The following is a 25094-nucleotide window of genomic DNA, read 5'->3' as shown; positions in this document are numbered from 1 at the left end:
ACATGGCACAGGCCAATGCAAGCATCGAGATCGCGGCTTCGGCCGACACGGTCTGGACACTGATCGGCGGCTTCGGGTCGCTGCCCGACTGGCTGTCGTACATCCCGGCGAGCGAGCTGAGCGAAGGCGGTCGCGTGCGCAGCCTCGCGAACCCGGACGGCGACGCGATCGTCGAGCGGCTGGTCGCCTTCGACGACGCGGCACGCAGCTACACGTACGCGATCCTCGAAGCGCCGTTCCCGGTCGTGAACTATCGCTCCACGCTGCGCGTGCGCGAGAACGGCGCGAACGCGGCGACGGTCGAGTGGTCGGGCACGTTCACGCCGGACGGCGCGACCGACGACGAAGCGATCCGCCTCTTCCGCGGTATCTACGAAGACGGTCTCGCCGAGCTGGCGAAGCGGTTCGCGGCGTGACGGCGTAGTGGCGTAGTGGCGCGATCGCGTGACGGTGTGACGATGTCGCGCGCGGTGAACGGGTGCCGGTCGTGTCGGCACCCGCCGGCGCCGTGTGTCGTGGCGGGTTTTCATCCGTGACGACGCGTGGCACCGGCGCCACCGCGCGTGCATCGTCAATCGTCGTATGAACGTGCCGAGCCGTCGTCGGCGTTCCGGTCGCGCCGTTCGTCGTCCGGCCGCCGCGGCGGCATGCGATGGACGCGGAACGCGCACGCATGCGGCGGCGGGGCAACGACCGATAACGCGCGGTTATACCGGTATCACATCCTGTCAATTGTCGCGCGGGGGCGGACTCCGTATGCTGGCCCATTGCGCGGCTTTCCGGCGCATTTCGGACGTGCGCGTCAGTCGGTGCGCCGCCGCCACGTGCCACGCGGACGCGCGCGCACGGCAGCGCCGGCGCGTGAGCGTGCCGGCCGGCGCACGCGGCAGCACCGGGCGGCGCGCACGGCATTCCAGGAACAAGGCAGATGAACCTGAACATCGAAGGCCGCTGGGCGCTGGTTTGCGCAGCGAGCAAGGGGCTCGGCAAGGGGTGCGCGCAGGCGCTCGTCGCCGAGGGCGTGAACGTCGTGATCACCGCGCGCGGCAGCGACGCGCTCGACGCGACCGCCCGGGAACTGCGCGCGCTCAACCCGGCCGTCACGGTGATCGCGGTGGCCGGCGACATCACGACGAGCGCGGGCCGCGCGGCGGCGCTCGCGGCCGCGCCGCACCTCGACATCCTCGTGAACAACGCGGGCGGCCCGCCGCCGGGCGACTTCCGCGAATGGACGCGCGACGACTGGATCGCCGCGCTCGACGCGAACATGCTGACCGCGATCGAGCTGATCAAGGCGACCGTCGACGGGATGACCGAGCGTGGCTTCGGCCGCATCGTCAACATCACGTCGAGCGCGGTGAAGGCGCCGATCGACGTGCTCGGCCTGTCGAACGGCGCGCGCACGGGCCTGACCGGCTTCGTCGCGGGCATCGCGCGGCAAAAGCGCATCGCGACGCGCAACGTGACGATCAACAACCTGTTGCCGGGGCTGTTCGACACCGATCGCCTGAAGAAGGCGACGGATGCGTCGGCGAAGGCGGAAGGAAAGGATTACGAAGCGATGCGCGAAGCGAAGCGGCAGGCCGTGCCGGCCGGGCGCTTCGGCACGGCCGACGAGTTCGGCGCGGTGTGCGCGTTCCTGTGCAGCGCGCACGCGGGCTACCTGACGGGGCAGAACGTGCTGCTCGACGGCGGCGCGTATCCGGGTACGTTCTGATCGTTCGAGGCGGCCACCGACGCACCGACGCACCGACGATGCGGCTCGACGGCAATGCACGCGTTGTCGGGGCCGGGTGATGCGAGCCCGGCAGCAAGCGCCCCGCCGCACGGATTCGAACCGCCCGGCCCACTCACGGCGACGCGACAGGCGCGCCGGCACGACATACGACACACAACACACAACACCTATGCGAGCCCGTGATCGCACGGCGTTCGCACCCCCGATCCATCTACAGAGGAAACGAACATGACACTCGCAGGCAACCTGCTGATCGGCTCGCGCGCACGGCGCGGCACGAACGGCGACACATACGCGGTCAACGCATCCAGCGGCGAACGCATGGCGCCGGCCTTCGGCGGCGCGAGCAGCGTCGATCTCGATGAAGCATGCGCGCTCGCCTGGGCCGCGTTCGACACGTATCGCGAAACGCAACCCGACGCGCGCGCGACGTTCCTCGACACGATCGCGGCAAACATCCTCGCGCTCGGCGACGAGCTGGTCGAGCGCTGCGTCGCGGAAACGGGCCTGCCGCGCGCCCGCGTCGAAGGCGAGCGCGGCCGAACGGTCGGCCAGCTGCGGATGTTTGCCGACGTGGTACGCGCGGGCGACTACCTCGACGCGCGCATCGATCCGGCGCAGCCGGCACGCCAACCGGCACCGCGTCCCGACCTGCGCCTGCGTCATATCGGCCTCGGGCCGGTCGCGGTGTTCGGCGCGAGCAATTTCCCGCTGGCATTCTCGGTCGCGGGCGGCGATACGGCGTCCGCGCTCGCGGCCGGCTGCCCGGTGATCGTGAAAGCGCACCCGGCGCATCCGGGCACGTCGGAACTGGTCGGGATCGCCGTGCAGCAGGCGGTGAAGGCGTGCGGGATGCCGGAAGGCACGTTCTCGCTGCTGTTCGACACCGGCCTCGAGATCGGGCAGGGGCTCGTGCGCGATCGGCGCATCAAGGCGGTCGGCTTCACCGGTTCGCGCCATGCCGGCACCGCGCTGATCGCGCTTGCGAACGCGCGGCCCGAGCCGATCCCCGTGTACGCGGAGATGAGCAGCATCAATCCGGTGCTGCTGTTCCCGAACGCGCTCGACGCGCGCGGCGACGCGATCGCGCAGCAGTTCGTGCAGTCGCTGACGCTCGGCGCCGGGCAGTTCTGCACGAATCCGGGGTTGATCCTCGCCGTGGACGGGCCGGCGCTCGAGCGTTTTACCGCCGCGGCGGCGGAGCGGCTCGCCCAGGCCGCGGCGGCGACGATGCTCACGCCGGGCATTCATCAGGCCTTCGAGCGTTCGGTGGCCGCGCTCGCGAAGCATCCGCAGGTGCGTACCGTCGCGCGTGCGCATGCGCCGGCCGGCGCGAACCAGGGGCAGGGCGCGCTGTTCTCGACGAGCGCGGATGCGTTCCGCGAGTCGAAGGCGCTGCACGAGGAGATGTTCGGCGCGGCGTCGCTGATCGTCCGCTGTCCGGACCTCGAGACGATGCTCGGTTTGATCGAGTCGCTGGAAGGGCAACTGACGACGGCGCTCCATATCGACGAAGCCGACTACGCCGCCGCGCGCACGTTCCTGCCGGCGCTGGAGCGGCGCGCGGGCCGCGTGCTCGTCAACGGTTTCGGCACCGGCGTGGAAGTCGCGCATGCGATGGTGCACGGCGGCCCGTATCCAGCCACCGCGGACGGGCGTACGACGTCGGTCGGCAGTCTCGCGATCCGTCGTTTCCTGCGGCCGGTCTGTTATCAGGATATGCCGGAGGTGCTGCTGCCCGATGCGCTCAAGACAACGAATCCGCTGGCGATCAACCGGCTGATGGACGGGAAGGTCACGCTCGCGAACTGACGCGCGAGCGGGGTGATGCCGGCATCCGGTGTCGCGCATGGAATCGCATGCGGACCGATGCTGGCTCGATCGATTTCAGACGGATTCGTGTGCGGGGATGCGGACGGCATGACAGATTCCCTGTTTTTGCCGGCGATTGCGCGCCCCCGTCACGTCACTCGACGATCGCGACCACATCCTCGCCGGTCAGGATCTCGCGGAACACGCCGACCAGCGGCCGTAGGTTGACCTTGTGCCACGCGGCCCACAGCGGCGTGCGATAGCTGAACCACGGCAGCTCGCGCAGCACGACGCCTTCCGGCACCTGGTGACGCAGGCTCTGCTGGATCATCGTCACGCCGAGCCCGGCGGCGACGAGCCCGAGCGCCGCGAGCGGCTCGCTCGCCTCGACGGAAATATCCGGCGAGAAACCGGCCTTCGCGCATGCGGCGACGAACGCGCCGTGGCGCGGCGCGCTTTCCTGCTGCGTGACGCCGATCCACGGCTGCGTCGCGAGATCGTCGGCCACGAGCGTCTTCTTCTTCGCGAGCGGATGGCCTTCGGGCAGCGCGAGCAGCATCGGATCGTTCAGCACGCGCATCGATTCGAGTTCCGGATCGTCGGGCGCGGGCGGCTCGGTCACGAGCGCGATGTCGAGACTGCGCTCGCGCAGGCCTTCGAGCTGCGCGGCGGACGTGTAGTTGTACAGCGCGATGTGGACGGCCGGGCGGTCCGCGCGCAGCGTCTTCAGCGCGCGCGGCAGCACGCCCGAGTGCGTGGCCGTTTCCAGGTAGCCGATGCAGAGCCCGCCTTCGTCGCCGCGGCCGAGCCGGCGCGCGAGCGATTCCAGCCGGTGCGCATGGCGCAGGAACGCCTGCGTCTCGCTGAGGAACGTGCGGCCGTCGCGCGTCAGACGAATGCGCTGCTGGCTGCGTTCGAACAGCGTCAGCCCGAGCTTTTCCTCGAGCTGCGCGATCTGGCGGCTGAGCGGCGACTGCGAAATGTGCAGCCGTTCGGCGGCGCGGCCGACGTGTTCTTCCTCCGCGACCGCGATGAAATATTGAAGCTGACGGATGTCGAGCATATAAGACCTCGAGGGACTCAAGTTTGATGAATTATGTCTTGGACAGACATAACCATGCAACCTAGACTGGGCGCACTTTTCCGTGACCTGTGGAGAAATGCATGCGTCTCGAAGACACACTGCCGGCCGACAACACGCTCGGTTTCGGCGCCGCCCCGCTCGGCAACATGTTCCGCGACATCCCCGACGACGAAGCCGTCGCGACCGTCGAAGCCGCGTGGGCGCGCGGGATCCGCTACTTCGACACCGCGCCGTCGTACGGCGCGGGGCTGGCCGAGTCGCGTCTGGGCGACGTGCTCGCCGGCCATCGGCGCGACGACTACGTGATCAGCACGAAGGTCGGCCGCGTCGTGCTCGACGAACTGGAAGACGCGACCGCGCGCGACTACGGCGAGAAGACCGGGATCTTCGCGCATGGCCGCGCGAACCGGCTCGTCAGCGACTACACGGCCGACGCGACGCTGCGCTCGATCGAGGGCAGCCTGAAGCGCCTGCGCACCGATCGTCTCGACATCGTGTGGGTGCACGACATCGCGCAGGACATCTACGGCGACGAATGGCTCGCGCAATTCGAGGTCGCGCGCAAGGGCGTGTTCCGCGTGCTGGGCAGGCTGCGCGAAGAAGGCGTGATCGGCGCGTGGGGGCTCGGCGTGAATCGCGTCGAGCCGATCGAACTCGTGCTCGACCTCGCCGAACCGCAGCCGGACGGCATGCTGCTGGCCGGCCGCTATACGCTGCTCGATCACGAGCGCGCGCTGCAGCGCGTGATGCCGGCGGCAGCCGCGCAAGGCGTCGGGATCGTCGTCGGCGGTCCGTACAGCTCGGGCGTGCTGGTCGGCGGCGCGCACTTCGAATACCAGAAGGCGCCGCCGGAAATCGTCGCGAAGGTCGAACGCATCACCGCGATCGCCGCGCGCTACGACGTGCCGGTCAAGGCGGCCGCGCTGCAGTTCGTGCTCGCGCATCCCGCGGTCGCGTCGGTGATTCCCGGTGCGAGCCGTCCGGCGCGCATCGCGGAAGATGTCGACGCGCTGAACGCGACGATTCCGGCCGACTTCTGGCGCGAGATGCGCGAGCAGGGGCTCGTCGCCGCGAACGCGCCGCTGCCGATCGATCGCTGATCGGGCCGGTCGACGCAAGTCGATAAAAAATGCCCGCGCAAGCGGGCATCGTCGTGACGGCGCGGTGCGGCGCGCCGTTCGGGCGCGCGCTTGGCCGTGCACTTAGAAGCTCTAACAAAATGAACTGACGGGGCTGCTAACCTGCCGCACGCTCTGCTTACCACTTCGTTGTTTCGCTGACGACGAGACCATGGCAAAACCGATACTCGATGGCGAATTGCGGTCGCTGATCCAACCGCTGCGATATTTCGTGCGCGAATGAACGGGTTGAGCACTTGCGTGCCGTTGCGGTCATCGCTGACAAAGGCTACGACTCGAACGCCTTTGTGGCGAGTATCCACTCTCCGCGTGCGAAGGCCGTCATCCCGCCTCGCTCGAACAGAAAAACCAAGCGTCGCTATAGCCGCGTGCTGTATCGGATGAGCTTTATCGATGATCGCCATGCCCCTGAACAAGCCGCTTGACTTCCTCAATCACCTCGTCTGCCAGCGTCTCGGGTACGCCCCAGTAATCGAAGATACCGCCATCCGCGCAATTCTGTCCGCACGTCACAAATACGCCGGTGCCAAATCGATTCTTGAGATGGGTAGCTAGCCAGCCAACGAAGCCACTATTGTCTGCCCCTGCCGGGAAGTGGAATCGAAAGATGCCGAACTGTTCCTGGTGTGCACCGTCACTCGGCACAAGCTGACTCCACACGTTGTCGTCTCGCACCAAGGCAAGTGCATCGGCCCGCGCAGCGCTTGGGAATTGATCCAGCGGAAATTCAATGAACGTGTACGTGCCGGTATATATCCGCAGGCGTGCCTCGGTGATGACTCGTCGAAGGCGACGCTCGGTTTGTTCGACGGTCTCACGTGAAATATCAACCATGTTTACTCCGAGAATGAGCCGGTTACAGGTCAGATCATCAATGCAAGCAAGAACAAACTTCATCTTACCTGTCATGTAACGCAATCACCGGCGAATAGTCACCCGAACCGAGCGGACCGGATGACCCGACAACCCGCACAAATGTAAACAGACCCTGGAACTGCCCGGAGCAGGCGTTTGGCGGACAAATCGGTCGCTCAACACCACCCTGCACTCAAATCGTCGATCGCGGCCAGCGCCTGTCTTGTCATTCCGATTCCGATGGCGAGGCGACGACGCGCATGCCAGCCAAGCCTTGTGGAGCCGGCTACTGCTGCATCACGGCGCCTGCGCTGGCACCGATGACAAGCAACGTGCCGATACATTGCAGTAGGGTCATGGGCTGCCCGAGTACCGCAAATCCGATTGCTGAGGCAATCGCAGGCTCGACACTCATCAGGATGCCAAACGCCGACGCCGTCATGCGCCGTAACGCAATCATCTCCAGAACATAAGGCAAGAGCGGGACGAGCGCGGCGAGACAGGCAGCGTCGATCAATTGCCCGGCCGGCAAATGCCCGCCGCTTTCTGCGAGGCCGAATGGCGCCGTCACGAGCGCCGCGACGATCAGCGACGTGGACAGGCCTTGCAGACCATCGAACAGCGACCCCACCCGCTTCATCATCAGGATGTAGGCGGCCCATCCGAGCGCCGAGCCGAGCGGGAATATGAGCGCCGCAACGGGCACGATCCACATGTCGTCCTGGCGCGCGAGCAGCACGATTCCTGCCAGGGCGAGCGCGGGCCATGCGAGCATCCGGATCTTGCGTACGCCGATGGTCGCGACGCACAGCGGCCCCAAAAAATTGATCGCGACGGCGAGCCCGAGCGGCACGCGCTTGACCGCCTCGAAGAAGCACAGTGTCATGCAGGCCATCGCGCAGCCGAGCGCGATGGCGGCGATCCAGCGCTGCCGGGAATAGCGCCGGACGGGCGGGCGCACGATCACGGCCAGCGCGAAGGCGGCGAAGCACAGGCGCAGCCAGGTCGTGCTGAACGTTCCGTACTCGATCATCGCGGGCCGCGACAGCGCAGCGCCGAGCTGGACGCTGCACATCGACACCACGGCAAGCCCGGGCGCCAGAGCCGCTCGGAAGCGTCGTGTCCGCGACGCGCCAAACGACGCATTCGCCATGAACGCGCCGCGCGCAACCGGTGTGGAATCGGTCGTGTGCCGGCCGGCCCGGATGCTTCCGATTTCTTCGTTCATGCAGTGCTCCATGATGGCGATGCGGCGATGTTAACCACGCATGTTCGTTTGGTATAAGCTCGAATTTTTTATGGGCGCTTCAAGAATATTTATGGCTCGAGATCTCGACAGCGGCTTGTTGCGCACCTTTCTGATCGTGGTCGAAACCGGTAGCGTGAGCGAGGCGGCGCAGGCTCTGCATCGCACGCAGGCCGCTGTCAGCATGGCATTGCGCCGGCTGGAAGAATCGGTCGGGCAGCGCCTGCTCGACCGTTCGCCACGCGGCATCAAGCCGACAGCGGCGGGCAGCGTGCTGCTGCCTTACGCGCAGCGCATGCTCGACATCGGTATCGCGGCGCGCGCTGCGCTGAATGCAGGTGAGATTTCAGGGACGGTCCGGCTCGGTCTCCTCGAGGACATCGCTGTTGGCCATCTGCCGCACACGCTGCGTGATTTTGGCGCGTCGTTCCCGAATGTCGCCGTGGAGATCGTCGTCGATTCGAGCAAGGCGCTGTCACAGGATTTCATGAATGGCTCGCTCGATTTCGCGATCATCGACCCGACGTTCATCCATGCGGAACCGCTCGTGCGGTGGCAGCATCCGCTATTCTGGGCGGCTGGCCTTGCGTATGACGGAGATGTCCGCCACGCTCCATTGCCGTTCGTCGCATTCGGCGGTGCGTGCCCGTGGCAAGACAGGCTGTATGCGTCATTGCGCGATGCTCGGGTCGCATGGAAAGTCATCTGCACGAGCACGAGCCTGGCCGCCATTCAATCCGCAGTCGAAGCAGGGCTGGGGGTCACGGTCCTGCTCGAATGGAACGTCCGGCGCGATTCGATGCGCGTGCTCGATCCGGCCGCCACCGGATTGCCGCGCCCGCCATCGGCGGAATTCGGCTTGTTCAGCCATGCGGATGACAGCGATCGCATGTCGGCGGTACAGGCTTTGCAGCGCTTTCTCCTTCGCGAGTTGCGCGATGCCGCAACGCTCCAGGAAGCGCTAACACAATGAGTTTTGAAGCCGTCGCCAGCAGATGATGCAGCGGCGATCTTCATGAACGCTTCGTGGATCGCCGCGAGGCGTTCGAACCGGATGCGCAGTCGCCTGAAGTTGTGCAGCCAGGCTGTTGCCGGTCGCGCCGTCTGCGCCAGCAGCTCATGCCCGAGCCGCAGCCCATTTCCTGCGGAAGCATCTCCCAGGGAATGCCGGACTGCAGCACGAACAGGATGCTGGTCAGCACGGCGCGATCGTCGAGCGGCTTGCGCCCCCGGGTATCGCGCGCGACGTGGTTTCGGTGGTAGCAGCAGCGGTTGGATCAGTGACCGCAATTCGCCATCGAGTATCGGTTTTGCCATGGTCTCCTCGTCAGCGAAACAACGAAGAGATGAACAGCGCGTGCGGCAGGTGAGCAGCCGCATCAATTCATTTTGTCGGAGCTTCTTGGCCGTGCGCGCGTGGCCGGTAGTCGATCAGGCTGGAGAACACCGCGATCAGCACGGCCATCACGACGAAGAACAGCAGCGCGAGGAAGTACGAGCCCGACCACTGGACGATCAGCCCGATCAGGATCGGCACCACCACGCCGACCATGCTGCCGCAGAAGTTCATCGTGCCGCCGAGCACGCCAGCGCGCTCGGGGCCGCCGACGATCGCGGGCAGGCTCCAGTACATCCCGCAGAAGCGGATGAAGAACATCGCGATGCTGAGCAGCAGCACGACCGCATTGGCGTTCGCGATGTACGCGGCGGCCAGGATGCACGCGGCGGCGATCAGCGACGAGCCGCTGAACATCGTGCGCATCACGAGGTTCGGCGACGCCCCCGACGCTTTCCAGCGGTCGCCGATGGTTCCGCCGATCAGTTCGCCGACGAAGCCCGACATGAAGATGACGAACGTCGCGCCGCCCGTCGTCGCGATGTTGAAGCCGTAGGTCTTGTGCAGGTAGCTCGGCATCCACGTGAGCAGCCCGTAGAACACCGCGAGGATGCAGCTGTAGCCGGCGAACATCGCGAGCACCGAACGGTCCTTCACGAGTTCGCGTAGCGGCACGCGTTCGGCCGCGGCTGGTGCCGGCGGGTTCGCGCGCGTGATGTGCTCGAGCTCGGCCGCGTTGACGCCCGGATGCTCGGACGGATGGTTGCGGATATAGCGCCATACGAGCACGCCCACCAGCATCGTGCCGATACCGGCGATCACGAACGCGATGCGCCACGAGCCGAACCACGCGATCAGCGCGGAGATCAGGATCGCGCCGAGCGCGCTGCCGAGCGGTGCGCCGCCGTCGACCAGCACGGCGCCGCGGCCGCGCTCGTGCGGCGTGAGCCACGAGCCGATCAGCTTCGCGCCGGCCGGAAACACCGGCGATTCGGAGAAACCGAGGCCCATGCGCGTGAGCATCAGCAGCAGCCAGTTGTGCGAGGCCGCGCCGAGCGCCTGGAACGCGCCCCACGCGAGCGTCGCGGTCGCGATGATGCCGCGCGTGTGATAGCGGTCGAGCATCACGCCGACCGGGATCTGCATCAGCGCGTACGACCAGAAGAACGCGCTGAGCATCAGTCCTTCGAGCGCGGGCGACAGGTTGAATTCCGGCGCGATCAGCGGCATCGCGACCGACAGCGACGCGCGATCGATGTAGTTGATCGCGACGAGCAGCAGCATGAGCAGGAAGATGCGCCAGCGGACGCTGGTCGGCCGGGCCGCCGCGTCGAGCGACGCCGATGCGGCCGATGCGGCAGGGGAATGCGAGAGGGGCATGGTTGTCTCCGTCGTTATGGTTGCGGGGCGATGACGCGTTCCGTGCAGCGACTGTAGGGCGGCCGCCGCGTCTTGCCTAATGACGCTTCGTGATCGCGTGATAACCAAACGGCGCGGCGGGCGAGGGAATAAGCGGCCGTTATCGGGCGATCCGGTTTTTTCATTACCGGCGGCGATCGGCCGCTTGTAGTGTCTGGTGCGGAGACTTCACACGGAGAAAGCACCATGAACCCATTCCAATACTTCTTTCCCACCACGCTGAAATTCGGCAACGGCCTCGCGCGCCAGGCCGGCGAGCTGCTGAAGCCGCTGTTCGACGGCAAGCTGCTGGTCGTGACCGACGAAGGGCTGATCAAGAGCGGCGTGCTCGAGGGTTTCTTCGCATCGCTGCGCGAGGCGGACGTTGCGTACGCAATCTTCTCGGGCGTCGAGGCGAACCCGAGCACGGCCGTGCTCGACGACGCGCTGACGTTCCTGAAGGAGCACCGCTGCACCGCGGTGATCGGCGTCGGCGGCGGCAGCAGCATCGACACCGCGAAGGGCGTGGCTGCGATGGCGACCAACGGCGGCACGATCCTCGATTACGAGGGCTACAACAAGATCCCTGAAGAGCCGCTGCCGATCTTCGCGATCCCGACCACGTCGGGCACCGGCAGCGAGTGCACGGCATCGACGGTGTTCACGAACCAGGAAACGCTGTTCAAGACCGTGATCGTCAGCCACAAGATCTTCCCGAAGCTCGCGATCCTCGATGCGGAACTCACGCTGAAGCTGCCCGCGCCGATCACGGCGGCCACCGGGATGGACGCGCTGACCCATGCGATCGAATCGTACGTGTCGAAGCAGGCGAACCCGGTCAGCCAGTCGCTCGCGCTCGGCGCGATCCGCCTGATCGGGCGCAGCTTGCGCACCGCGTTCTACGTCGGGTCCGACCTGGCCGCGCGTGAAGACATGCTGCTCGGCTCGTTCCTCGCTGGCGTCGCGTTCTCGCAGTCGAAGCTCGGCAACGTGCATGCGATCTCGCACACGATGGGCGGCGTATTCAACATTGCCCACGGCATCGCGAACGCGGCGCTGCTGCCGTACGTGATCGACTTCAACCGCCCGGCGTGCCCGGCGCTGTTTCGCGACATCGCGGCGGCGCTCGGCGGCGACGTGGCCGGCCTCGATGCGGAAACGGCCGCGCGCGCGCTGGTCGAGCAGATCGTCGAACTCAATCGCGCGCTCGCGATTCCGTCGAACATCCGCGAACTCGGCGTCGATCTCGCGCACCTGCCGCAGATGGTGGCCGACTCGATGCGCAGCGGCAACGTGCTCGTCAATCCGCGCCTGACGACCGCGCGCGACGTCGAAGCGATCATCCGCGCCGCATACGCCGGCGAGATCTGATCGCGCGGCGCTTCATGCGCACGCCTCCGATTCCCCGATTCCCCGATTCGATTCAACCAGGAGCAGTCATGTATTACGAAATGCGGACCTACACGGTCCAGATCGGCAAGATGAACGAATACCTGCGGCACTTCGAGAAGGAAGGCCTGCCGGTGATTTCCCGCTATGCGACGCTGGTCGGCTGGTGGTACACGGAAATCGGCGAACTGAACCAGGTCGTCCACATCTGGGCGTACGACAGCCTCGACGACCGCATCAAGCGGCGCACCGCGCTGTACGAGGATCCGGACTGGCTCGAGAAGTTCGTGCCGAAGGCGTTCCCGATGCTGGAAAGGATGGAGTCGAAGCTGCTGCGTCCGGCTGCGTTCTCGCCGATCAAGTAGGCAGCGGATGCTGTAGCGTCTCGACGAGCATGCGCGCACCGGGAGTCAGGTGCGCGAAGGTGCGGGCCACCACGCCGAACGGCTCGTCGAGCGCGGGGATCGCGACCGGCAGGCACGCGACGAGGCCGAAGCGCTCGCCGAACTCGGCGACTTCGCGCGGGATCACCGCGACCAGTTCCGGGTTCGCCTGCAGCAGCGTCAGCGTCGCGAACGTCGACGCCGTCTCGATCGGATAGCTCGGCACCTCGATGCCGGCATCCGCGAGCGCGCGTTCGAGCGCGAGCCGCATCGGCGTGTTGACCGGATACGCGACCCATTCCGCGTCGGCGAGATCGCGCAGCGACAGCGCGTCGCGTTCGGCCAGCGCATGCGTGCGCGCGGTCACGACCGCGAGCGGTTCGGATTGCAGCGGGATAGAGTCGTAGGCTTCCGGGCGCCGGGTGTTGCCGTTGCGGCAGATCGCGAGATCGATGCGGCCGTCGTCGATCAGGGCGAGCAGGCTCGCGCTGGTGCCTTCGACGATCTCGACCGACAGGTGCGGCTGGCGGCGGCGCAGGTCGGTCAGCGCGCGCGTGAGCAGCGGCACCGCGCCCATGATCACGCCGACGGCCAGATGGCCGCCATGCCCCTGCGTGATCGCGAGCACTTCGGTATGCAGGTGTTCGAGGTCGCTGTAGATGAGGCGCGCATAGCGCGTGACGCAGCGGCCGAGGTCGTTCGCGACGAGGCCTTTCGGTTGCCGCTCGAACAGCGGCATGCCGAGGATGTCCTCGATCTCGCGCAGCACCTTGGTCGCGCCGGGTTGCGAGATCGCGATTTCTTCGGCGGCCTTGTGCAGCGAGCCGTGGTTTTCGAGCGCGATCAGCAGCTTGAGCTGCTTCAGGCGAAGGCGCGACGCGATGTTCGCGAGAGAGGGAACGGCCAGCGGTTTCATGGCGACGACCAAACCGAAAGCGGCGATTATAGCCCTGCCGGGCCGAAAACGATCTTGAGGATCGCTAATGCAGAACCGGTTCGCGCGCGTGCGGTGAAGCGGCCCCGCACGCGTCGCGGCCCGTGATGTCCGTCGTCAATTCCCGTACATGTCGAAGTCGAAGTATTTCGACTGGATCCGGTTGTACGTGCCGTCGCCGCGGATCTGCGCGATCGCGCGATTCAGTGCGTCGCGCAGGTCCGCATCGGCCTTGCGCACGCCGGCCGCGTCGCCGTTGCCCATGATCTTCGGGTCGAACACGACCCCGCCCGCGAACGAGAAGCCCTTGCCGCGCGGCGTCGCCAGGAAGCCGAGCTGGCCCTGCACCGCATCCATCAGCACGCCGTCCACGCGGCCGGTCACGAGATCCGCATAGGCCTGGTCGTAGCTCGGATACGGCACCACCTCGACCTTCGCCGCCGCCCATTTTTCGCGCGCGTAGGTTTCCTGGATCGTCCCCTGTTCGACCGCGACCCGCTTGCCGGCGAGCTTCGCCGCTTCGGGCAGCAGCCCGGAGCCGGTGCGCGCGATCAGGCGTGTCTGGTTGCGGTACAGGCGATCGGTGAAGTCGATCTGCTGGCGGCGCTGTTCGGTCGCGGCCATCGACGACAGGATCACGTCGAACTTGCGTGCCTGCAGCCCGGGAATCAGCCCGTCGAAGCTGCTCGACACCCACACGCATTTCGCGTTGAGCTTCGCGCACAGTGCGTTGCCGAGATCGATGTCGAAGCCCTGCACGCTGCCGTCGGTCGCGGTCGATTCGAACGGCGGGTAGGTCGGGTCGACGCCGATGCGGATCGTCGTCCATTCCTTCGCCGAGGCGAGCGTCGCGAAGGCCATCGCGGCCGCGGACAGCAGGATCGTGATGCGCGTCTTGTTCTTCATGGTCAGGCTCCGTTCGTGTGGGGAAGCGTGGGCGTGCGCGGGCCGCGCTTCAGCTCGGGAATTCGCCGCGCCGGAAATCGTTCGACAATTCGAGGGTGTCGGCCATCTCGCCGACGGTGACCGGCTTGATCGGCGCGCGGATCCGGTAATGGCCCACGTCGCCGACGCCGCGCTGCTGCACGTCGGCAATCAGTTCGCCGACCGTCGTGCCGCACCAGCGTCCCTGGCACGGGCCCATCCCGCAGCGCGTGAACGCCTTCATCTGGTTCGGCCCCTGGCAGCCGAGCGCCGCGAGCGCGCGGATCTCGCCGGCCGTGACCTCCTCGCAGCGGCAGACGATCGTGTCGCCGTCGGGGCGGCGCAGCGCGGCCGGCGGCGTGTACAACGCATCGAGCAGCGGGCGCACCGCGAGATGGCGGCGCCACGCACGCAGCGCCGGGCGCTCGCGTTCGGCTTGCCGGCGACGATCGAGTGCGCCGAGCGCGGCCGCGATGTCGAGCGCCGACACTTCGCCCGCGCGGGCCGCGGCTTGCGCGCCGCCGATGCCCGCACCGTCGCCGGCGATCCATACCTGCGCGACGCTGCTGCGGCCGCGTGCATCGCATGTCGGCCGCCAGCATGCCGCGTGTTCGTCCCATTCATGGGCGCAGCCGAGCGAGCGGGCGAGTTGCGTCGACGGAATCACGCCTTGATGCAGCAGCACGAGCGACGTGTCGAGCGATTGCGCGATGTCGTCTTCGTCGCGAAAGCGGAGGCGTTCCGCGTGGCCGTCGCCGTCGATACTGATATCGGTTGCGCCGCGATAGACGGGAATGCCTGCGTTACTCACCGCGCGCAGCATGCGCCAGCCCTTGAGCAGATAATCGGCGCCGTGCAGTGCCGGCAGCGCATGCGGGAGCGCGCGGCGCCACGCATCGCGCGGCGTCGTGTCGACCAGCGCGCGCACGCGCCGGCCCGCATTCAGCAACTGCGCGGCGAACAGCCACAGCAGCGGGCCGCTGCCCGCGAGCACGGTGTCGGCCGACGGCGCGAGCCCCGACGATTTCAGCAAGGTCTGCGCGGCGCCGACGCCCATCACGCCCGGCAGCGTCCAGCCGCGCACCGGCCACGGGCGCTCCTGCGCGCCGGTGGCGATCAGCACCGCGCGTGCGCCGATGTCGAGCGTGCCGCCCGATGGACCGCTCTGCGTGAGCATCGCGACCGGCTCCGGTTCGAACGCGACCTGCCACACCATGCTGCGCGGCAGATACAGCGCGCCGCTCGCGAGCAGGCCGTCGACGAGCGGGCGGCCGGCCGCGTAATCCTTGCCGAGCCAGCGCGCGAGATCCGCGGGCGCGTCGGCGACGTTGCGATAGATCTGGCCGCCGGGCGCGCGGCCCTCGTCGGCGACGACGACCGACAGCCCGGCCGTGCGCGCGGCCACGGCCGCCGCCATGCCGGCCGGCCCGGCGCCGACGATCAGCAGGTCACACTGGCGGCGCGTCATGCGAGCCTCGCCTTGCCGTGCATCGCACGCACCTGCATGCCGTCGTGCACGGGCGTCATGCAGCCCTGCACGTTCGGCACGCCGTCGACTTCGACGAGGCAGTCGAAGCACACGCCCATCATGCAGAACGGGCCGCGCGGCGCGCCGCTCACGGCGCTCGCGCGGCAGGCGAGGGTGCCGGCGGCGAGCAGCGCGGCCGCGACGCTGTAATGGGCGGGCACGTCGTGCGGCGCGCCGTCGATGTGGATGCGCACGCGTTCGCGCGTCGCGGCGGGGACGATGGAATCAAACATGCCGGGTAACCGTGGGCGCGGCGAAGCGCGCGGTGTTGAAGGCGGACAGGTCGGCGGGCGCGGCGTCGCCCGCGATCCACGGCGCGACGAGATCGGCATGCGCGGCCGCGAGCGTCACGCCGCTGTGGCAGATCGCGACGAACGCGCCGGGATGCGTGGCCGACGCTTCGTAGACGGGCAGGCCGTCGGGCGTCATGATGCGCAGCGCGCCCCACGCGCGCACGACGCGCGCCTGCGCGAGCGCCGGGAACGCGGCGCGGGCGCGGCGCGCGATGTCGACCATCGCGGGGCGCGTCTGGCCGTCGTCGAAGCCGACGTCTTCTGCCGAGTCGCCGAGCAGCACCGAGCCTTCCGGCGTTTGCCGGACGACCAGCGTCGGATAGTCGAGAAACGGTGCAAGCCGCTCGGTGACCATGATCTGGCCGCGCAGCGGCGAGATCGGCGCGACCATGTCGACCATCGGCGCGAGCCGCGCGTTGTCGAGGCCGGCCGCGAGCACGACGCGCCCGGCCTCGAGGCGGCCTTCGCGCGTGTCGATCTCGAAGTGTCCGGCGCGCGGACGAATCTCGTCGACCGCGTTGCGCGGCAGATAGACGCCGCCGCGCTGCACGAACGCCTGCAGCATCGCGCGCAGCGTGTAGAGCGGATTCGCATGACCGTCGTTCGGCGACCACAGCGCGCCGGCCAGCGCCGGCGACGCGGCGGGAATCCGTTTGCGCAGCGCGGCCGGATCGAGCACTTCGTACGACAGCGCCGCATCCTGGCGATGCAGTGACGCGAGCAGATCGGTCGCGCTGGCCAGCTCGGCGTCGTGCTCGAACAGTTCGATGCCGCCCGGGCGTTCGAACCCGCAGTCCACGCCGGTTTCGCGCCGCAGCTGCGCGGCGAACGCGCCCCAGCGCGCGGACGATTCGCGCGACCAGCGCGCGTAGGGCAGGCAGCGTCCGCCCTTGCCCTGCACCCACACCAGCCCGAAGTTGCCGCGTGCCGCGCGAAACGCGATGTCGTCGCCGTCGCACACGGCGACGCGCTTGCCGAGGCGCGCGATGCCCCACGCGAGCGCCATGCCGACGAGGCCGCCGCCGGCCACGACGACGTCGAAGCCGCGCACGGTCATGTGCGGCTCCGGCGGCATCGGGTCGATGTCTGCATGTTATGGGGCATGGTGGCGCGGTTCCTTGCGTGTGTGACGTTGCTGAACCGATATTCGGGCAGGCAAAATAGACTGTCCAATACAGCTTGATCAACGATCCATAATCCAGTGTTATGACCACGCCTTCACTCAGGATTCGTCAGATCGAAGCATTCCGCGCGGTGATGCAGCGTCATACCGTCACGCGCGCGGCGCGCGATCTGCATATCTCGCAGCCGGCCGTGAGCCGGCTGATCGCCGACCTCGAGGATCGCGTCGGCTTCGTGCTGTTCGAGCGCCAGCAGGGGCGCTTCACGCCGACCGCGCAGGCGCGCGTGCTGTACGAGGAAGTCGAGCGCGCATTCGTCGGGCTCGATCGCGTCGCGCAGGCCGCCGAGCAGATCCGCGCGATGCGGCGCGGCACGCTGCGCGTGGCCGGCTCGCCGGCGGTCGCACTCGACCTGCTGCCGGAGCTTGTCACTCGCTTCGCGGGCGCGCATCCGGGTGTCGACATCACGCTGCTCGCGCACAGCGCGTCGACGGTCGTCGACAAGGTTGCGTCGGGGCAATGCGACGTCGGGCTGATCGCCGAGCCGGTGCCGCATCCGGCGGTGCGCGGCGAGCGGCTCGCGGAAAGCGCGATGTGCTGCATCGTGCCGCGCGGGCACCGGCTCGCGCGCAAGCGCGTGGTGCGGCCGGCCGACCTGCGCGACGAATCGTTCATCTCGTTTCCGCCGAGCTTCGAGGCGCGCAGCGCGATCGACCGCGTGTTCGTCGAGGCCGGCGTGTCGCGCGTGCTGTCGATCGAGGCGCAGTTGTCGCAGACGATCGTCGCGTTCGTCGCGAATGGTGCGGGCGTCGCGCTGATCGATCCGGTGACGGCCGCGTATGCGGGCCATCGCGTGGCCGTCAAGCCGTTCGAGCCGGCCGTGCCCGATCACTTCTATCTGGTAACGTCCGCGTCGCAGCCGCTGTCGATGATCGGCGATGCGTTCTGCACGGATTTGCGGGAGGCGTTTGCGCGGATGCGGGATCGGCGCGACGCATGAGCGGGGAGAGCGGGGGAGCGGATCGCGATTGCGCCGCACCGATTGGCCGTTGCCCGTCGATCATGCCTGGCCCGTATCGCAATGCAGGCGGGTGTTTGCCCACACGTAGCGGGGTGTTCGGCGTCTTGCGGTTGCACGGGCGAGCACACAAGCGAGCGTAGGGTGCCACTACGCTCGCTTTAGCGCTCCTTGCGAGCGGCTTCATCGACGCGACGACGTGCATTGCCGAAACACATGATCGGCGTTCGATGAGTGTGTTGCCGCTGATCGAGCTGCGGCGTTAGCCGGAATGGTTCATTCCTGAATCAGGAATCGATTCCGGTTCTTGGCATCCTTGATCCATGCGGGCGCGCGGCCACGGCCCGACCAGGTTGCGCCAGTCTTGGGATCGCGATACTTCGCATTCACCGGCGCCGGCTTTTTTGCCGCCGCTCGATCCCGACGAACACCGAAGATGTCTTTTTCGGTAATTCCGTACTCTGCGACCTTGGTACGGATGTCTTCGATTACAGCCTGGAGCTCGGTGAGACGGGCGGTTTCCGCTTTCTCCGCCAGTGCGTCCATTTGAGCCTTCAGTTCCTTGTATGTAGCCATGCTTTCCTCCGCGGGTTGTACTGCAAACATGATATGCGGCTTTTTGCCGAAATGATCGAGATAATGATTGGCTATGCCTAATTCGCCAAGTTTAAAGCAAATTGAACTTTGGATCTGAAGCCTGATCCGCAGGACCGGCACATCGAATTCAGCCTGTTGTGCCGTGGATCTCCCTTGCCTTTGGCGCGAGGAACTGTCCAGCCATCAAATTCTATTTTCATATGATGTGAGTTTCGCCGCCGATCGCACTGCCTTCGACTGGAAATCGGCGATGAATCCGTTTGCCATCGTGTTCGGCGAGCGATTCGCGCCATCGTCACGACAGTAAGCAGGTCGGTCATGAGTGTCATCAAAAGCGGAGCAGGACCAGAAGGCTACAACATAGTTACCGAATTGCAACGGAAAGCCGGCAATAACGTCGCGAAACGAAAGATGATGTAAAAAGACGCCTGGCTTATGACTCCGCCAAAGGCGGCGGGGCGGCCGCGCTTACTCGAACAGCGGGCTTTCGTGCTTGATCCGTTTGGCGAAATTGCTTTACGAACGGGGCCCGAATTTCGCGCTCAAGGCTCTTGTGGTAGCCACGACGCCGGGGTGAGGAGGAAGCAGGGGGCGCCGGATTCGCGACATTTTTTCAAATGAAACGAGACTTACGATTGTTCAGTGTGTGGTGGCAGCGCAGCAGGCTGAAATCGTAGATCAGACAGTGTCGACTCCGGTGATTGACGGAATTGCGAGATTTGCTCTGGAATTCCGGATCGAGTCGAAGCGTTTAAGGCAGGGTGCGGCGAAAACGCCCCGTACGAGGATCTTGTTTCCCGCCGGCGATCGATTGGCTCGCTGTCAGACCGCGTGATCAGCCGCTTTTCCCGTGCGTTTTCGCAGTCGCGTTGCGGCGGATGATCGTCCGAGAGGGCGGACACACCCTACATCCGGTAGCAGGACGCGATCGGCGGAAAGCTCCCGCCGAGCCCGTCCGCGCCATTCATGCGCTCCGCGTGTCACGCGATCGAGCTCGAGGAACGCGCGGCACCTCCCGCGCGCGGGAGGGAAGATCGCGCGCGTTGCCGCTCGAGTTCGGACTCGTGCTTGCGCTCGTGCTCATGCACACGCACACGCTCAGGCTCAGGCTCAGGCTCAGGCTCAGGCTCAGGCTCAGGCGAGCGCGGTGTCCGCGGTGCGGGAGGCCGACACGCCGGCCCCATTGGACGAAGACGTACCGGCCAGCGCAGCGCCGGCCAGACGCCGATAGCGCGCGAGCGCCCACAGCGGAAAGTACGCGGTATAGCCGTGATACTTCAGGTAGAAGATGCGCGGAAAGCCCGGCGCATTGTGCGAGCGGTGCCACCAGAAGCCGTCGTCCTGCTGCACCGATTGCAGATACGCGATGCCGCGTTTCACCGAGTCGGATTCGCAGTCGCCGAACGCCATCTGCGCGAGCAGCGCCCACGCGGTGAAGTTCGACGTGCTTTCGCCCGCATTGGTGCCGGCGAGCGCCGGGTCGATGTAGCTGTCGTTCGTCTCGCCCCAGCCGCCGTCCGCGTGCTGACGCGCGCGCAGCCAGGCGAGCGCGCGGGCGATGTACGGCTGCGCCGGGTCTTCGCCCGCGAGCGCGAGCCCGGCCAGCACGCTCCACGTGCCGTAGAGGTAGTTCGTGCCCCAGCGGCCCCACCAGCTGCCGTCGGGCTGCTGCGTGCGCTTCACGTAGTCGATCGCGCGCGCGAGCGACGCGCGGTCGGCCGCGCGCTTCGTGACACCGAAGCACAGCAGCACGCGGCCCGATACATCCTCGGTCGGCGGATCGAGCAGCGCGCCGTGATCGGCGAACGGGATCGCGTTCAGGTACAGGCGGTCGCAGTCGGCGTCGAACGCCGCGAAGCCGCCGTTGCGCGATTGCAGCCCGCGCATCCAGTCGAGTGCGCGTGCGATGCGCGCTGCATACGGGTGCGAGCCGTCCGCGTTGCGGTGCGTGCGGCCACGGCGGTCGAGCATCGCGGTGACGACCGCGGTGTCGTCGATGTCGGGGTAGTGCGGGTTCGCATACTGGAACGCCCAGCCGCCCGGTTGCGTGTCGGCGGGCGCGTTCTCGATCCAGTCGCCGCGCAGGTCATTCACCTGGCGCTCGGCGAGCCAGTCGTATGCGCGGGCGATGCGTGCGTCGAGTTCAGCGTCGAGTTCATTCTGTGAGCCTGCCGGCTCGCCGGCGTCGCGCGCGGCCACGCCACGCGCCTGCTCGAGCGCCATCGTGCTCCACGCGGTGTCCCATACCGGCGACAGGCACGGCTGGCAGTACACGCTGCCGTCGGGCCGCATGACCAGCAGCTTTTCGAGCGCGTTCTCGCAGTCGCGGCGCAGCGGATGATCGTCCGGGTAGCCGAGCACGTCCATCATCTGGTAGCTGTACACGATCGGCGGAAAGATCCCGCCGAGCCCGTCCTCGCCGTTCATGCGCGCCGCGCACCACGCTTCCGCGTGCCGGATCGCGCGTTGCCGCAGGCGTTTCGGCAGCAGCGGCTCCACGTGACGCACCACGCGATCGAGCGCGAGGAACGCGCGGCGCATCCCGCGCGCGGGCGGGAAGTACTGACGCTCCTGGTCGGGCGGCGTGACGAACAGCTCGGGGATCGCGATGTTGCGCGGGTTGCGCGCACGCGCTTTCAGCGAGCACAGCACGAGCAGCGGCACCATCGTCGTGCGCGCCCAGTACGCGACCTTGTACATCGAGATCGGCACCCACTTCGGGAACAGCACGAATTCGACCGGCATGAACGGCGCCGCGCGCCACGGCACCTGGCCGAACGTCGCGAGCAGGATGCGCGTGAACACGTTCGCGCGTGCCGCGCCGCCGAGCTTCAGGATCGCGTCGCGCGCGCGGACCATGTGCGGCGCCTGCTCGCTGTCACCGGCGGCCTTCAGCGCGAAGTACGCCTTCACGCTGCACGACACGTCCGGGTCGCCGTCGACGTACAGATCCCACCCGCCATGCGTGTCGAGCCGCTGGATCGCGCGCAGGTAGCGCGCCATCTTCTCCTGGCGCGCGTCGTCGATCTTGTCCATGAAATGCATCATCAGGATGTATTCCGCGGTGATCGTCGCGTCGGATTCGAGTTCGAAACACCAGCTGCCGTCGGGCTGCTGAAGACGCATCAGCGCGTCGCGGCCGCGGGCGATCGCGGTGTCGAGCGCCGACCAGGAGGAGGGGGCGGGATTATTCATGCGGCGGATCATACCATCCAGCCGGAATGTTTATCTCGAGACCGCGGGTGCTAACATCGCCGCCATGAAGAAACGCCCCGAACCCGCTCTGCACGACATTCCCGCGCCCGCCGACACGGCCGAACCGGCCGGCCCGCAGGCGTCCGGCGTACCGGCTGTGGCCGGTTCCGTGCCTGCTTCCGCGCGTGATTCCGCGCCCGTCGCCGGCGTGCGGCGTAAAAAGGCGCCGGAGCAGGTGCGCGCGCAGCTGCTGGAAGCCGCGTCGGAAATCGCGACTCATCACGGCGTGGCCGCGTTGACGCTCGACGCGGTCGCCGAGCGCGCAGGCGTGACGAAAGGCGCGCTGCAGTATCACTTCGCGAACAAGCAGGGCTTGCTCGACGCGCTGTTCGGGCAGGCGACCGAACGCTTCGCGACGCAGATGGCCGCACGCCGCGCGGCCGATTCGCACGGCGACGGCGCGGCGGCGCGCGCGTATCTGCATGCGGTGCTCGACACCGCGCAGCCGGCCGCGAGCACCGACGTGCTGCGCGTGCTGGTCGCGTCGATGATCACCGAGCAGGAGACGCGTGCGCGCTGGTCGGTGCCGATGCGCGAGTGGACGCGGCCGGACCCGGTGCCGCTCGAACGGGCGGCGACGCTGATGATCTGCCGGCTCGCGGCCGACGGGCTGTGGATCTCGGAGCTGCTCGACAGCGTGGAGATTTCGGCGGAACTGCGCGCGGAGATCGTCCGGCAACTCGACCGGATGACCGCGGCAGAGCCGGCGGGCACGGGCAAGATCAAAGGTGCGCGCGGCCGGCGCCGCTGAGTATTCAGTCGCCGAACAGCGCGACGAGATCGGCAATACGTCGCACGCCCGTCTTCGCGAAGACCGCCTTGATCTGGCTGCGCACGGTGCGGATCTGCACGCCGTTGCATGCCGCGTACCCGGCCGGCGTCAGGCCGCCGGCAATGCCGTTCGCGATGGCCGGTTCCGCGCGTGGGAGCGAGAACGGACGCCGGTGCCGGTGCGCGCGTCGCGCACGAAGCAGTTCGCCGCCCACGCGTCGGCGAGCGCCATGAGGGCCTTGAGCGCGACGTCCCATTGCTCGGGATCGACGGCGGGCGTGCAGAGCGCCGAGATCGACGCGTCGGCCGGGCAAATCCTGGACATCCCCGTTCCCCAGTTTCCGCACGCGCTACGTTGCGCGTGTCGTCGCATCGCGTTCGCCGGGTCGGGCATGCCGGCGTGTCGCGCGGATGCGGTGCGATCGATTCCGGCAGGCGTCCTCAATTTTGGGGATGCCGTCGCGATGCAGAGTGTCTACGATCGGCAACGAAGAGCGGGGCCGTGGACGTGACGCGCGCGGCACGATGATCCGACGATATGAAGAAAATCGTCGTGCTGCCGGGCGTTTTTCTGACATACGACGCGCGTACCGTGAAGCGAAACGAGGACGACGCGTCGAGCGAAAGGACCATGCGGCGATGCGCCGATGAAGACAGGCCGGGTGCTGTGTTTCGGGGAGTGGCAATCACATGCTGACGAGAGACTATGTGGAGCGCGAGCTCTCTCATATCGAGAGAATGGTCGCGCTGCTGGAAAGCGATGCCGATACCGGCGCGGCGGTGATGCCGGTTGCGATGCGCGTGAGTCACCCGAGTTACTGGCGCGAGCGGATCGAGGCGCTGCTGGCGATCCCCGGCATGCCGCGCCATCTGACGAAGCTCGGCAATGCGCTGCTCGCGAAGATCGACGGGATGGAGTCGCGGCCGGCGCCGGCGAAGCCCTGAACGGATGGATGCGCGCGGCCCGGGACGTGCCGCGCGCGCCCGCCTTTATCCATTATCGAGATAGTCCATATTCCGGATATCGCGTTGCGGGATAGCACGCGTCGCCGCCACACTTGCGCAAAATCAATCCCAACCGGAGACATTCATGCGTACGCAAGTCGGCATCATCGGCGCTGGGCCCGCGGGCCTGCTGCTTTCCCATCTTCTTCATCTGCGCGGCATCGAGTCGGTCGTGCTCGAGTCGCGCAGCCGCGAACAGATCGAATCCACCATCCGCGCCGGCGTGCTCGAACAGGGCACGATGGACGTGCTGACCGAATCGGGCGTCGGCGACCGGATGAAGGCGGAAGGCGCGCTGCATCACGGGTTCGAACTGGCATTCGAAGGCAAGCGCCGCCGCATCGACCTGACCGAACTGACCGGCAAGGCGATCACCGTCTATGCGCAGCACGAGGTGCTGAAGGATCTCGTGGCCGCGCGCGTGGCGGCCGGCGGCGCGCTGTACTTCAACGTGTCCGGGACGACGATTGCCGGCATCGAGACCGATGCGCCGTCGATTCGCTTCGTGCACGACGGCGTCGAACAGACGCTCGACTGCGACTTCGTGATCGGCTGCGATGGCTCGCAGGGCGTATCGCGCACGATGATCCCCGCCGCCTTGCGGCAGGACTATGAGCGCGTGTTTCGGTTCGGCTGGTTCGGCATTCTCGTCGAGGCGCCGCCGTCGTCGGACGAACTGATCTATGCGCGCCACGAACGCGGCTTCGCGCTCGTCAGCACGCGCTCGCCGAACGTGCAGCGCATGTATTTCCAGTGCGACCCGAAGGATTCGGTCGACCAATGGTCCGACGATCGCATCTGGGCCGAGATGCACGCGCGCGTCGACTCCGCCGATGGCCGGCAGGTCGTGGAAGGGCGGATTTTCCAGAAGAACATCGTCGGCATGCGCAGCTTCGTGTCGACCACGATGCAGCACGGCCGCCTGTTCCTTGCCGGCGACGCCGCGCACATCGTGCCGCCGACAGGCGCGAAGGGCCTCAATCTAGCGGTGTCGGACGTGCGCATCCTGACGTCCGCGCTGCAGGCGTTCTACGACGAAGCGCGCACCGACCTGCTCGACGCCTACAGCGAAACCGCGCTGCGCCGGATCTGGCGCGCCGAACACTTCTCGTACTGGATGACGCGCATGATGCATCGTCTCGACGACGCGTCGCCGTTCGAGCAGCGTTTGCAGGTGGCCGAACTCGAGCACGTGACGACATCGCGCACGGCGGCGATGGCGATGGCCGAAAACTACGTCGGCGCGGTCGCGGTCTGACGCGCGGCGA

Annotated in this window: 23 protein-coding genes and 3 pseudogenes; 12 read left to right on the top strand and 14 right to left on the bottom strand. The window is 67.2% G+C overall.

Annotated features, from left to right (window positions below):
• The first annotated feature begins 2 nt into the window (after positions 1 to 2).
• The 3 genes from U4Y91_RS18325 to U4Y91_RS18315 all read left to right on the top strand — a co-directional run bounded on the left by U4Y91_RS18325 (position 3) and on the right by U4Y91_RS18315 (position 3550).
• On the top strand, positions 3 to 416 hold the full coding sequence (locus U4Y91_RS18325; RefSeq protein WP_321803750.1) for an SRPBCC family protein: 414 nt from the start codon (positions 3 to 5) through the stop codon (positions 414 to 416).
• Positions 417 to 928: 512 nt separating this feature from the next.
• Positions 929 to 1717, top strand: coding sequence for an SDR family oxidoreductase (locus tag U4Y91_RS18320; RefSeq protein WP_321806220.1), 789 nt, complete (start codon positions 929 to 931; stop codon positions 1715 to 1717).
• Positions 1718 to 1966: 249 nt separating this feature from the next.
• Positions 1967 to 3550 (top strand): aldehyde dehydrogenase (NADP(+)), encoded by a 1584-nt coding sequence (locus tag U4Y91_RS18315; RefSeq protein WP_321806219.1) that lies wholly within the window; start codon positions 1967 to 1969, stop codon positions 3548 to 3550.
• A gap of 154 nt (positions 3551 to 3704) precedes the next feature.
• Here the strand turns inward: U4Y91_RS18315 and U4Y91_RS18310 are convergent, their stop codons facing one another.
• Positions 3705 to 4613, bottom strand: coding sequence for a LysR family transcriptional regulator (locus U4Y91_RS18310; RefSeq protein WP_321806218.1), 909 nt, complete (start codon positions 4611 to 4613; stop codon positions 3705 to 3707).
• A 101-nt stretch (positions 4614 to 4714) separates the two neighbouring features.
• Between U4Y91_RS18310 and U4Y91_RS18305 the strand changes: the two genes are divergently transcribed.
• Together U4Y91_RS18305 and U4Y91_RS18300 are read left to right on the top strand one after the other, a co-directional pair.
• Positions 4715 to 5734 (top strand): aldo/keto reductase, encoded by a 1020-nt coding sequence (locus tag U4Y91_RS18305; RefSeq protein ID WP_321806217.1) that lies wholly within the window; start codon positions 4715 to 4717, stop codon positions 5732 to 5734.
• A 242-nt stretch (positions 5735 to 5976) separates the two neighbouring features.
• A pseudogene (locus U4Y91_RS18300) lies at positions 5977 to 6174 on the top strand (transposase); the annotation flags it as partial.
• Here the strand turns inward: U4Y91_RS18300 and U4Y91_RS18295 are convergent.
• Both U4Y91_RS18295 and U4Y91_RS18290 read right to left on the bottom strand, forming a co-directional pair.
• The gene (locus U4Y91_RS18295) at positions 6161 to 6670 is read right to left on the bottom strand and encodes a DUF6196 family protein (protein ID WP_321806216.1); all 510 of its coding nucleotides are present in this window, start codon (positions 6668 to 6670) and stop codon (positions 6161 to 6163) included. The pseudogene U4Y91_RS18300 and the gene U4Y91_RS18295 sit on opposite strands and share 14 nt — an antisense overlap.
• Before the next feature lie 244 nt (positions 6671 to 6914).
• Positions 6915 to 7856 (bottom strand): EamA family transporter, encoded by a 942-nt coding sequence (locus tag U4Y91_RS18290; RefSeq protein ID WP_415750477.1) that lies wholly within the window; start codon positions 7854 to 7856, stop codon positions 6915 to 6917.
• Positions 7857 to 7947: 91 nt separating this feature from the next.
• Between U4Y91_RS18290 and U4Y91_RS18285 the strand changes: the two genes are divergently transcribed.
• Entirely contained in the window at positions 7948 to 8847 is a 900-nt protein-coding gene (locus tag U4Y91_RS18285) for a LysR family transcriptional regulator (RefSeq protein ID WP_321806215.1), read from the top strand.
• On the opposite strand, the pseudogene U4Y91_RS36770 reads toward U4Y91_RS18285, so the two are convergent.
• From U4Y91_RS36770 to U4Y91_RS18275, 3 genes and pseudogenes are all read right to left on the bottom strand, one after another.
• Positions 8836 to 8960, bottom strand: a pseudogene (locus U4Y91_RS36770) (IS5/IS1182 family transposase); the annotation flags it as partial. The gene U4Y91_RS18285 and the pseudogene U4Y91_RS36770 overlap by 12 nt on opposite strands.
• Positions 8954 to 9191: pseudogene (locus U4Y91_RS18280) on the bottom strand (transposase); the annotation flags it as partial. The pseudogenes U4Y91_RS18280 and U4Y91_RS36770, both read right to left, overlap by 7 nt.
• A 67-nt stretch (positions 9192 to 9258) precedes the next feature.
• Positions 9259 to 10590, bottom strand: coding sequence for an MFS transporter (locus U4Y91_RS18275; protein WP_321806214.1), 1332 nt, complete (start codon positions 10588 to 10590; stop codon positions 9259 to 9261).
• 225 nt (positions 10591 to 10815) lie between these two features.
• Here U4Y91_RS18275 and U4Y91_RS18270 point away from each other — a divergent pair, with 225 nt between their 5' ends.
• Both U4Y91_RS18270 and U4Y91_RS18265 read left to right on the top strand, forming a co-directional pair.
• Positions 10816 to 11979, top strand: a complete 1164-nt coding sequence (locus U4Y91_RS18270; protein ID WP_321806213.1) for an iron-containing alcohol dehydrogenase — start codon at positions 10816 to 10818, stop codon at positions 11977 to 11979.
• 68 nt (positions 11980 to 12047) lie between these two features.
• Positions 12048 to 12362 carry an NIPSNAP family protein gene (locus tag U4Y91_RS18265; RefSeq protein WP_257773282.1) on the top strand — a complete coding sequence of 105 codons (315 nt, stop codon included), beginning with the start codon at positions 12048 to 12050 and terminating at the stop codon, positions 12360 to 12362.
• Here U4Y91_RS18265 and U4Y91_RS18260 read toward each other — a convergent pair.
• The 5 genes from U4Y91_RS18260 to U4Y91_RS18240 form a co-directional block, all read right to left on the bottom strand.
• Positions 12355 to 13296, bottom strand: coding sequence for a LysR family transcriptional regulator (locus U4Y91_RS18260; RefSeq protein WP_321806212.1), 942 nt, complete (start codon positions 13294 to 13296; stop codon positions 12355 to 12357). The genes U4Y91_RS18265 and U4Y91_RS18260 overlap by 8 nt on opposite strands.
• A gap of 135 nt (positions 13297 to 13431) precedes the next feature.
• A complete protein-coding gene (locus U4Y91_RS18255; protein WP_321806211.1) occupies positions 13432 to 14220 on the bottom strand; it encodes an ABC transporter substrate-binding protein in 789 nt (262 codons plus the stop codon).
• 49 nt (positions 14221 to 14269) lie between these two features.
• Positions 14270 to 15706 (bottom strand): NAD(P)/FAD-dependent oxidoreductase, encoded by a 1437-nt coding sequence (locus U4Y91_RS18250; protein ID WP_321806210.1) that lies wholly within the window; start codon positions 15704 to 15706, stop codon positions 14270 to 14272.
• Positions 15703 to 15999, bottom strand: a complete 297-nt coding sequence (locus U4Y91_RS18245; protein ID WP_321806209.1) for a (2Fe-2S)-binding protein — start codon at positions 15997 to 15999, stop codon at positions 15703 to 15705. Before U4Y91_RS18245 ends, U4Y91_RS18250 begins: the two co-directional genes overlap by 4 nt.
• On the bottom strand, positions 15992 to 17116 hold the full coding sequence (locus U4Y91_RS18240; RefSeq protein WP_321806208.1) for an FAD-dependent oxidoreductase: 1125 nt from the start codon (positions 17114 to 17116) through the stop codon (positions 15992 to 15994). Before U4Y91_RS18240 ends, U4Y91_RS18245 begins: the two co-directional genes overlap by 8 nt.
• A 149-nt stretch (positions 17117 to 17265) precedes the next feature.
• Between U4Y91_RS18240 and U4Y91_RS18235 the strand changes: the two genes are divergently transcribed.
• On the top strand, positions 17266 to 18180 hold the full coding sequence (locus U4Y91_RS18235) for a LysR substrate-binding domain-containing protein (RefSeq protein ID WP_321806207.1): 915 nt from the start codon (positions 17266 to 17268) through the stop codon (positions 18178 to 18180).
• 294 nt (positions 18181 to 18474) lie between these two features.
• Here U4Y91_RS18235 and U4Y91_RS18230 read toward each other — a convergent pair whose 3' ends face one another.
• Together U4Y91_RS18230 and shc are read right to left on the bottom strand one after the other, a co-directional pair.
• Positions 18475 to 18774, bottom strand: coding sequence for an H-NS histone family protein (locus tag U4Y91_RS18230; RefSeq protein ID WP_321806206.1), 300 nt, complete (start codon positions 18772 to 18774; stop codon positions 18475 to 18477).
• Between the two features lie 1155 nt (positions 18775 to 19929).
• A complete protein-coding gene (gene shc / locus U4Y91_RS18220; protein ID WP_321806205.1) occupies positions 19930 to 22002 on the bottom strand; it encodes a squalene--hopene cyclase in 2073 nt (690 codons plus the stop codon).
• A gap of 52 nt (positions 22003 to 22054) precedes the next feature.
• On the opposite strand from shc, the gene U4Y91_RS18215 reads away from it, so the two are divergent.
• Positions 22055 to 22801 carry a TetR/AcrR family transcriptional regulator gene (locus tag U4Y91_RS18215; RefSeq protein WP_321806204.1) on the top strand — a complete coding sequence of 249 codons (747 nt, stop codon included), beginning with the start codon at positions 22055 to 22057 and terminating at the stop codon, positions 22799 to 22801.
• Positions 22802 to 22805: 4 nt separating this feature from the next.
• Here U4Y91_RS18215 and U4Y91_RS18210 read toward each other — a convergent pair whose 3' ends face one another.
• Positions 22806 to 23036: a hypothetical protein gene (locus U4Y91_RS18210; RefSeq protein ID WP_321806203.1), complete on the bottom strand. Its 231-nt coding sequence runs from the start codon at positions 23034 to 23036 to the stop codon at positions 22806 to 22808.
• 475 nt (positions 23037 to 23511) lie between these two features.
• Between U4Y91_RS18210 and U4Y91_RS18205 the strand changes: the two genes are divergently transcribed.
• Positions 23512 to 23766, top strand: coding sequence for a hypothetical protein (locus tag U4Y91_RS18205; protein WP_044847151.1), 255 nt, complete (start codon positions 23512 to 23514; stop codon positions 23764 to 23766).
• 145 nt (positions 23767 to 23911) lie between these two features.
• Positions 23912 to 25084, top strand: a complete 1173-nt coding sequence (locus U4Y91_RS18200) for a 4-hydroxybenzoate 3-monooxygenase (protein ID WP_321806202.1) — start codon at positions 23912 to 23914, stop codon at positions 25082 to 25084.
• Positions 25085 to 25094 lie beyond the last annotated feature (10 nt).

It is taken from the genome of Burkholderia sp. BCC1993 (genome assembly GCF_905339865.1).
In the GTDB taxonomy this organism is placed as follows: Bacteria; Pseudomonadota; Gammaproteobacteria; order Burkholderiales; family Burkholderiaceae; genus Burkholderia.
This window is presented reverse-complemented; position numbering and strand designations above follow the sequence as displayed.

Bases quoted from the DNA above. Each gene is read 5' to 3' on its own strand.
- U4Y91_RS18325 (WP_321803750.1), top strand. From the start codon at position 3: ATGGCACAGGCCAATGCAAGCATCGAGATCGCGGCTTCGGCCGACACG.
- U4Y91_RS18320 (WP_321806220.1), top strand. From the start codon at position 929: ATGAACCTGAACATCGAAGGCCGCTGGGCGCTGGTTTGCGCAGCGAGC.
- U4Y91_RS18315 (WP_321806219.1), top strand. From the start codon at position 1,967: ATGACACTCGCAGGCAACCTGCTGATCGGCTCGCGCGCACGGCGCGGC.
- U4Y91_RS18310 (WP_321806218.1), bottom strand. From the start codon at position 4,613: ATGCTCGACATCCGTCAGCTTCAATATTTCATCGCGGTCGCGGAGGAA.
- U4Y91_RS18305 (WP_321806217.1), top strand. From the start codon at position 4,715: ATGCGTCTCGAAGACACACTGCCGGCCGACAACACGCTCGGTTTCGGC.
- U4Y91_RS18295 (WP_321806216.1), bottom strand. From the start codon at position 6,670: ATGAAGTTTGTTCTTGCTTGCATTGATGATCTGACCTGTAACCGGCTC.
- U4Y91_RS18290 (WP_415750477.1), bottom strand. From the start codon at position 7,856: ATGAACGAAGAAATCGGAAGCATCCGGGCCGGCCGGCACACGACCGAT.
- U4Y91_RS18285 (WP_321806215.1), top strand. From the start codon at position 7,948: ATGGCTCGAGATCTCGACAGCGGCTTGTTGCGCACCTTTCTGATCGTG.
- U4Y91_RS18275 (WP_321806214.1), bottom strand. From the start codon at position 10,590: ATGCCCCTCTCGCATTCCCCTGCCGCATCGGCCGCATCGGCGTCGCTC.
- U4Y91_RS18270 (WP_321806213.1), top strand. From the start codon at position 10,816: ATGAACCCATTCCAATACTTCTTTCCCACCACGCTGAAATTCGGCAAC.
- U4Y91_RS18265 (WP_257773282.1), top strand. From the start codon at position 12,048: ATGTATTACGAAATGCGGACCTACACGGTCCAGATCGGCAAGATGAAC.
- U4Y91_RS18260 (WP_321806212.1), bottom strand. From the start codon at position 13,296: ATGAAACCGCTGGCCGTTCCCTCTCTCGCGAACATCGCGTCGCGCCTT.
- U4Y91_RS18255 (WP_321806211.1), bottom strand. From the start codon at position 14,220: ATGAAGAACAAGACGCGCATCACGATCCTGCTGTCCGCGGCCGCGATG.
- U4Y91_RS18250 (WP_321806210.1), bottom strand. From the start codon at position 15,706: ATGACGCGCCGCCAGTGTGACCTGCTGATCGTCGGCGCCGGGCCGGCC.
- U4Y91_RS18245 (WP_321806209.1), bottom strand. From the start codon at position 15,999: ATGTTTGATTCCATCGTCCCCGCCGCGACGCGCGAACGCGTGCGCATC.
- U4Y91_RS18240 (WP_321806208.1), bottom strand. From the start codon at position 17,116: ATGACCGTGCGCGGCTTCGACGTCGTCGTGGCCGGCGGCGGCCTCGTC.
- U4Y91_RS18235 (WP_321806207.1), top strand. From the start codon at position 17,266: ATGACCACGCCTTCACTCAGGATTCGTCAGATCGAAGCATTCCGCGCG.
- U4Y91_RS18230 (WP_321806206.1), bottom strand. From the start codon at position 18,774: ATGGCTACATACAAGGAACTGAAGGCTCAAATGGACGCACTGGCGGAG.
- shc (WP_321806205.1), bottom strand. From the start codon at position 22,002: ATGATCCGCCGCATGAATAATCCCGCCCCCTCCTCCTGGTCGGCGCTC.
- U4Y91_RS18215 (WP_321806204.1), top strand. From the start codon at position 22,055: ATGAAGAAACGCCCCGAACCCGCTCTGCACGACATTCCCGCGCCCGCC.
- U4Y91_RS18205 (WP_044847151.1), top strand. From the start codon at position 23,512: ATGCTGACGAGAGACTATGTGGAGCGCGAGCTCTCTCATATCGAGAGA.
- U4Y91_RS18200 (WP_321806202.1), top strand. From the start codon at position 23,912: ATGCGTACGCAAGTCGGCATCATCGGCGCTGGGCCCGCGGGCCTGCTG.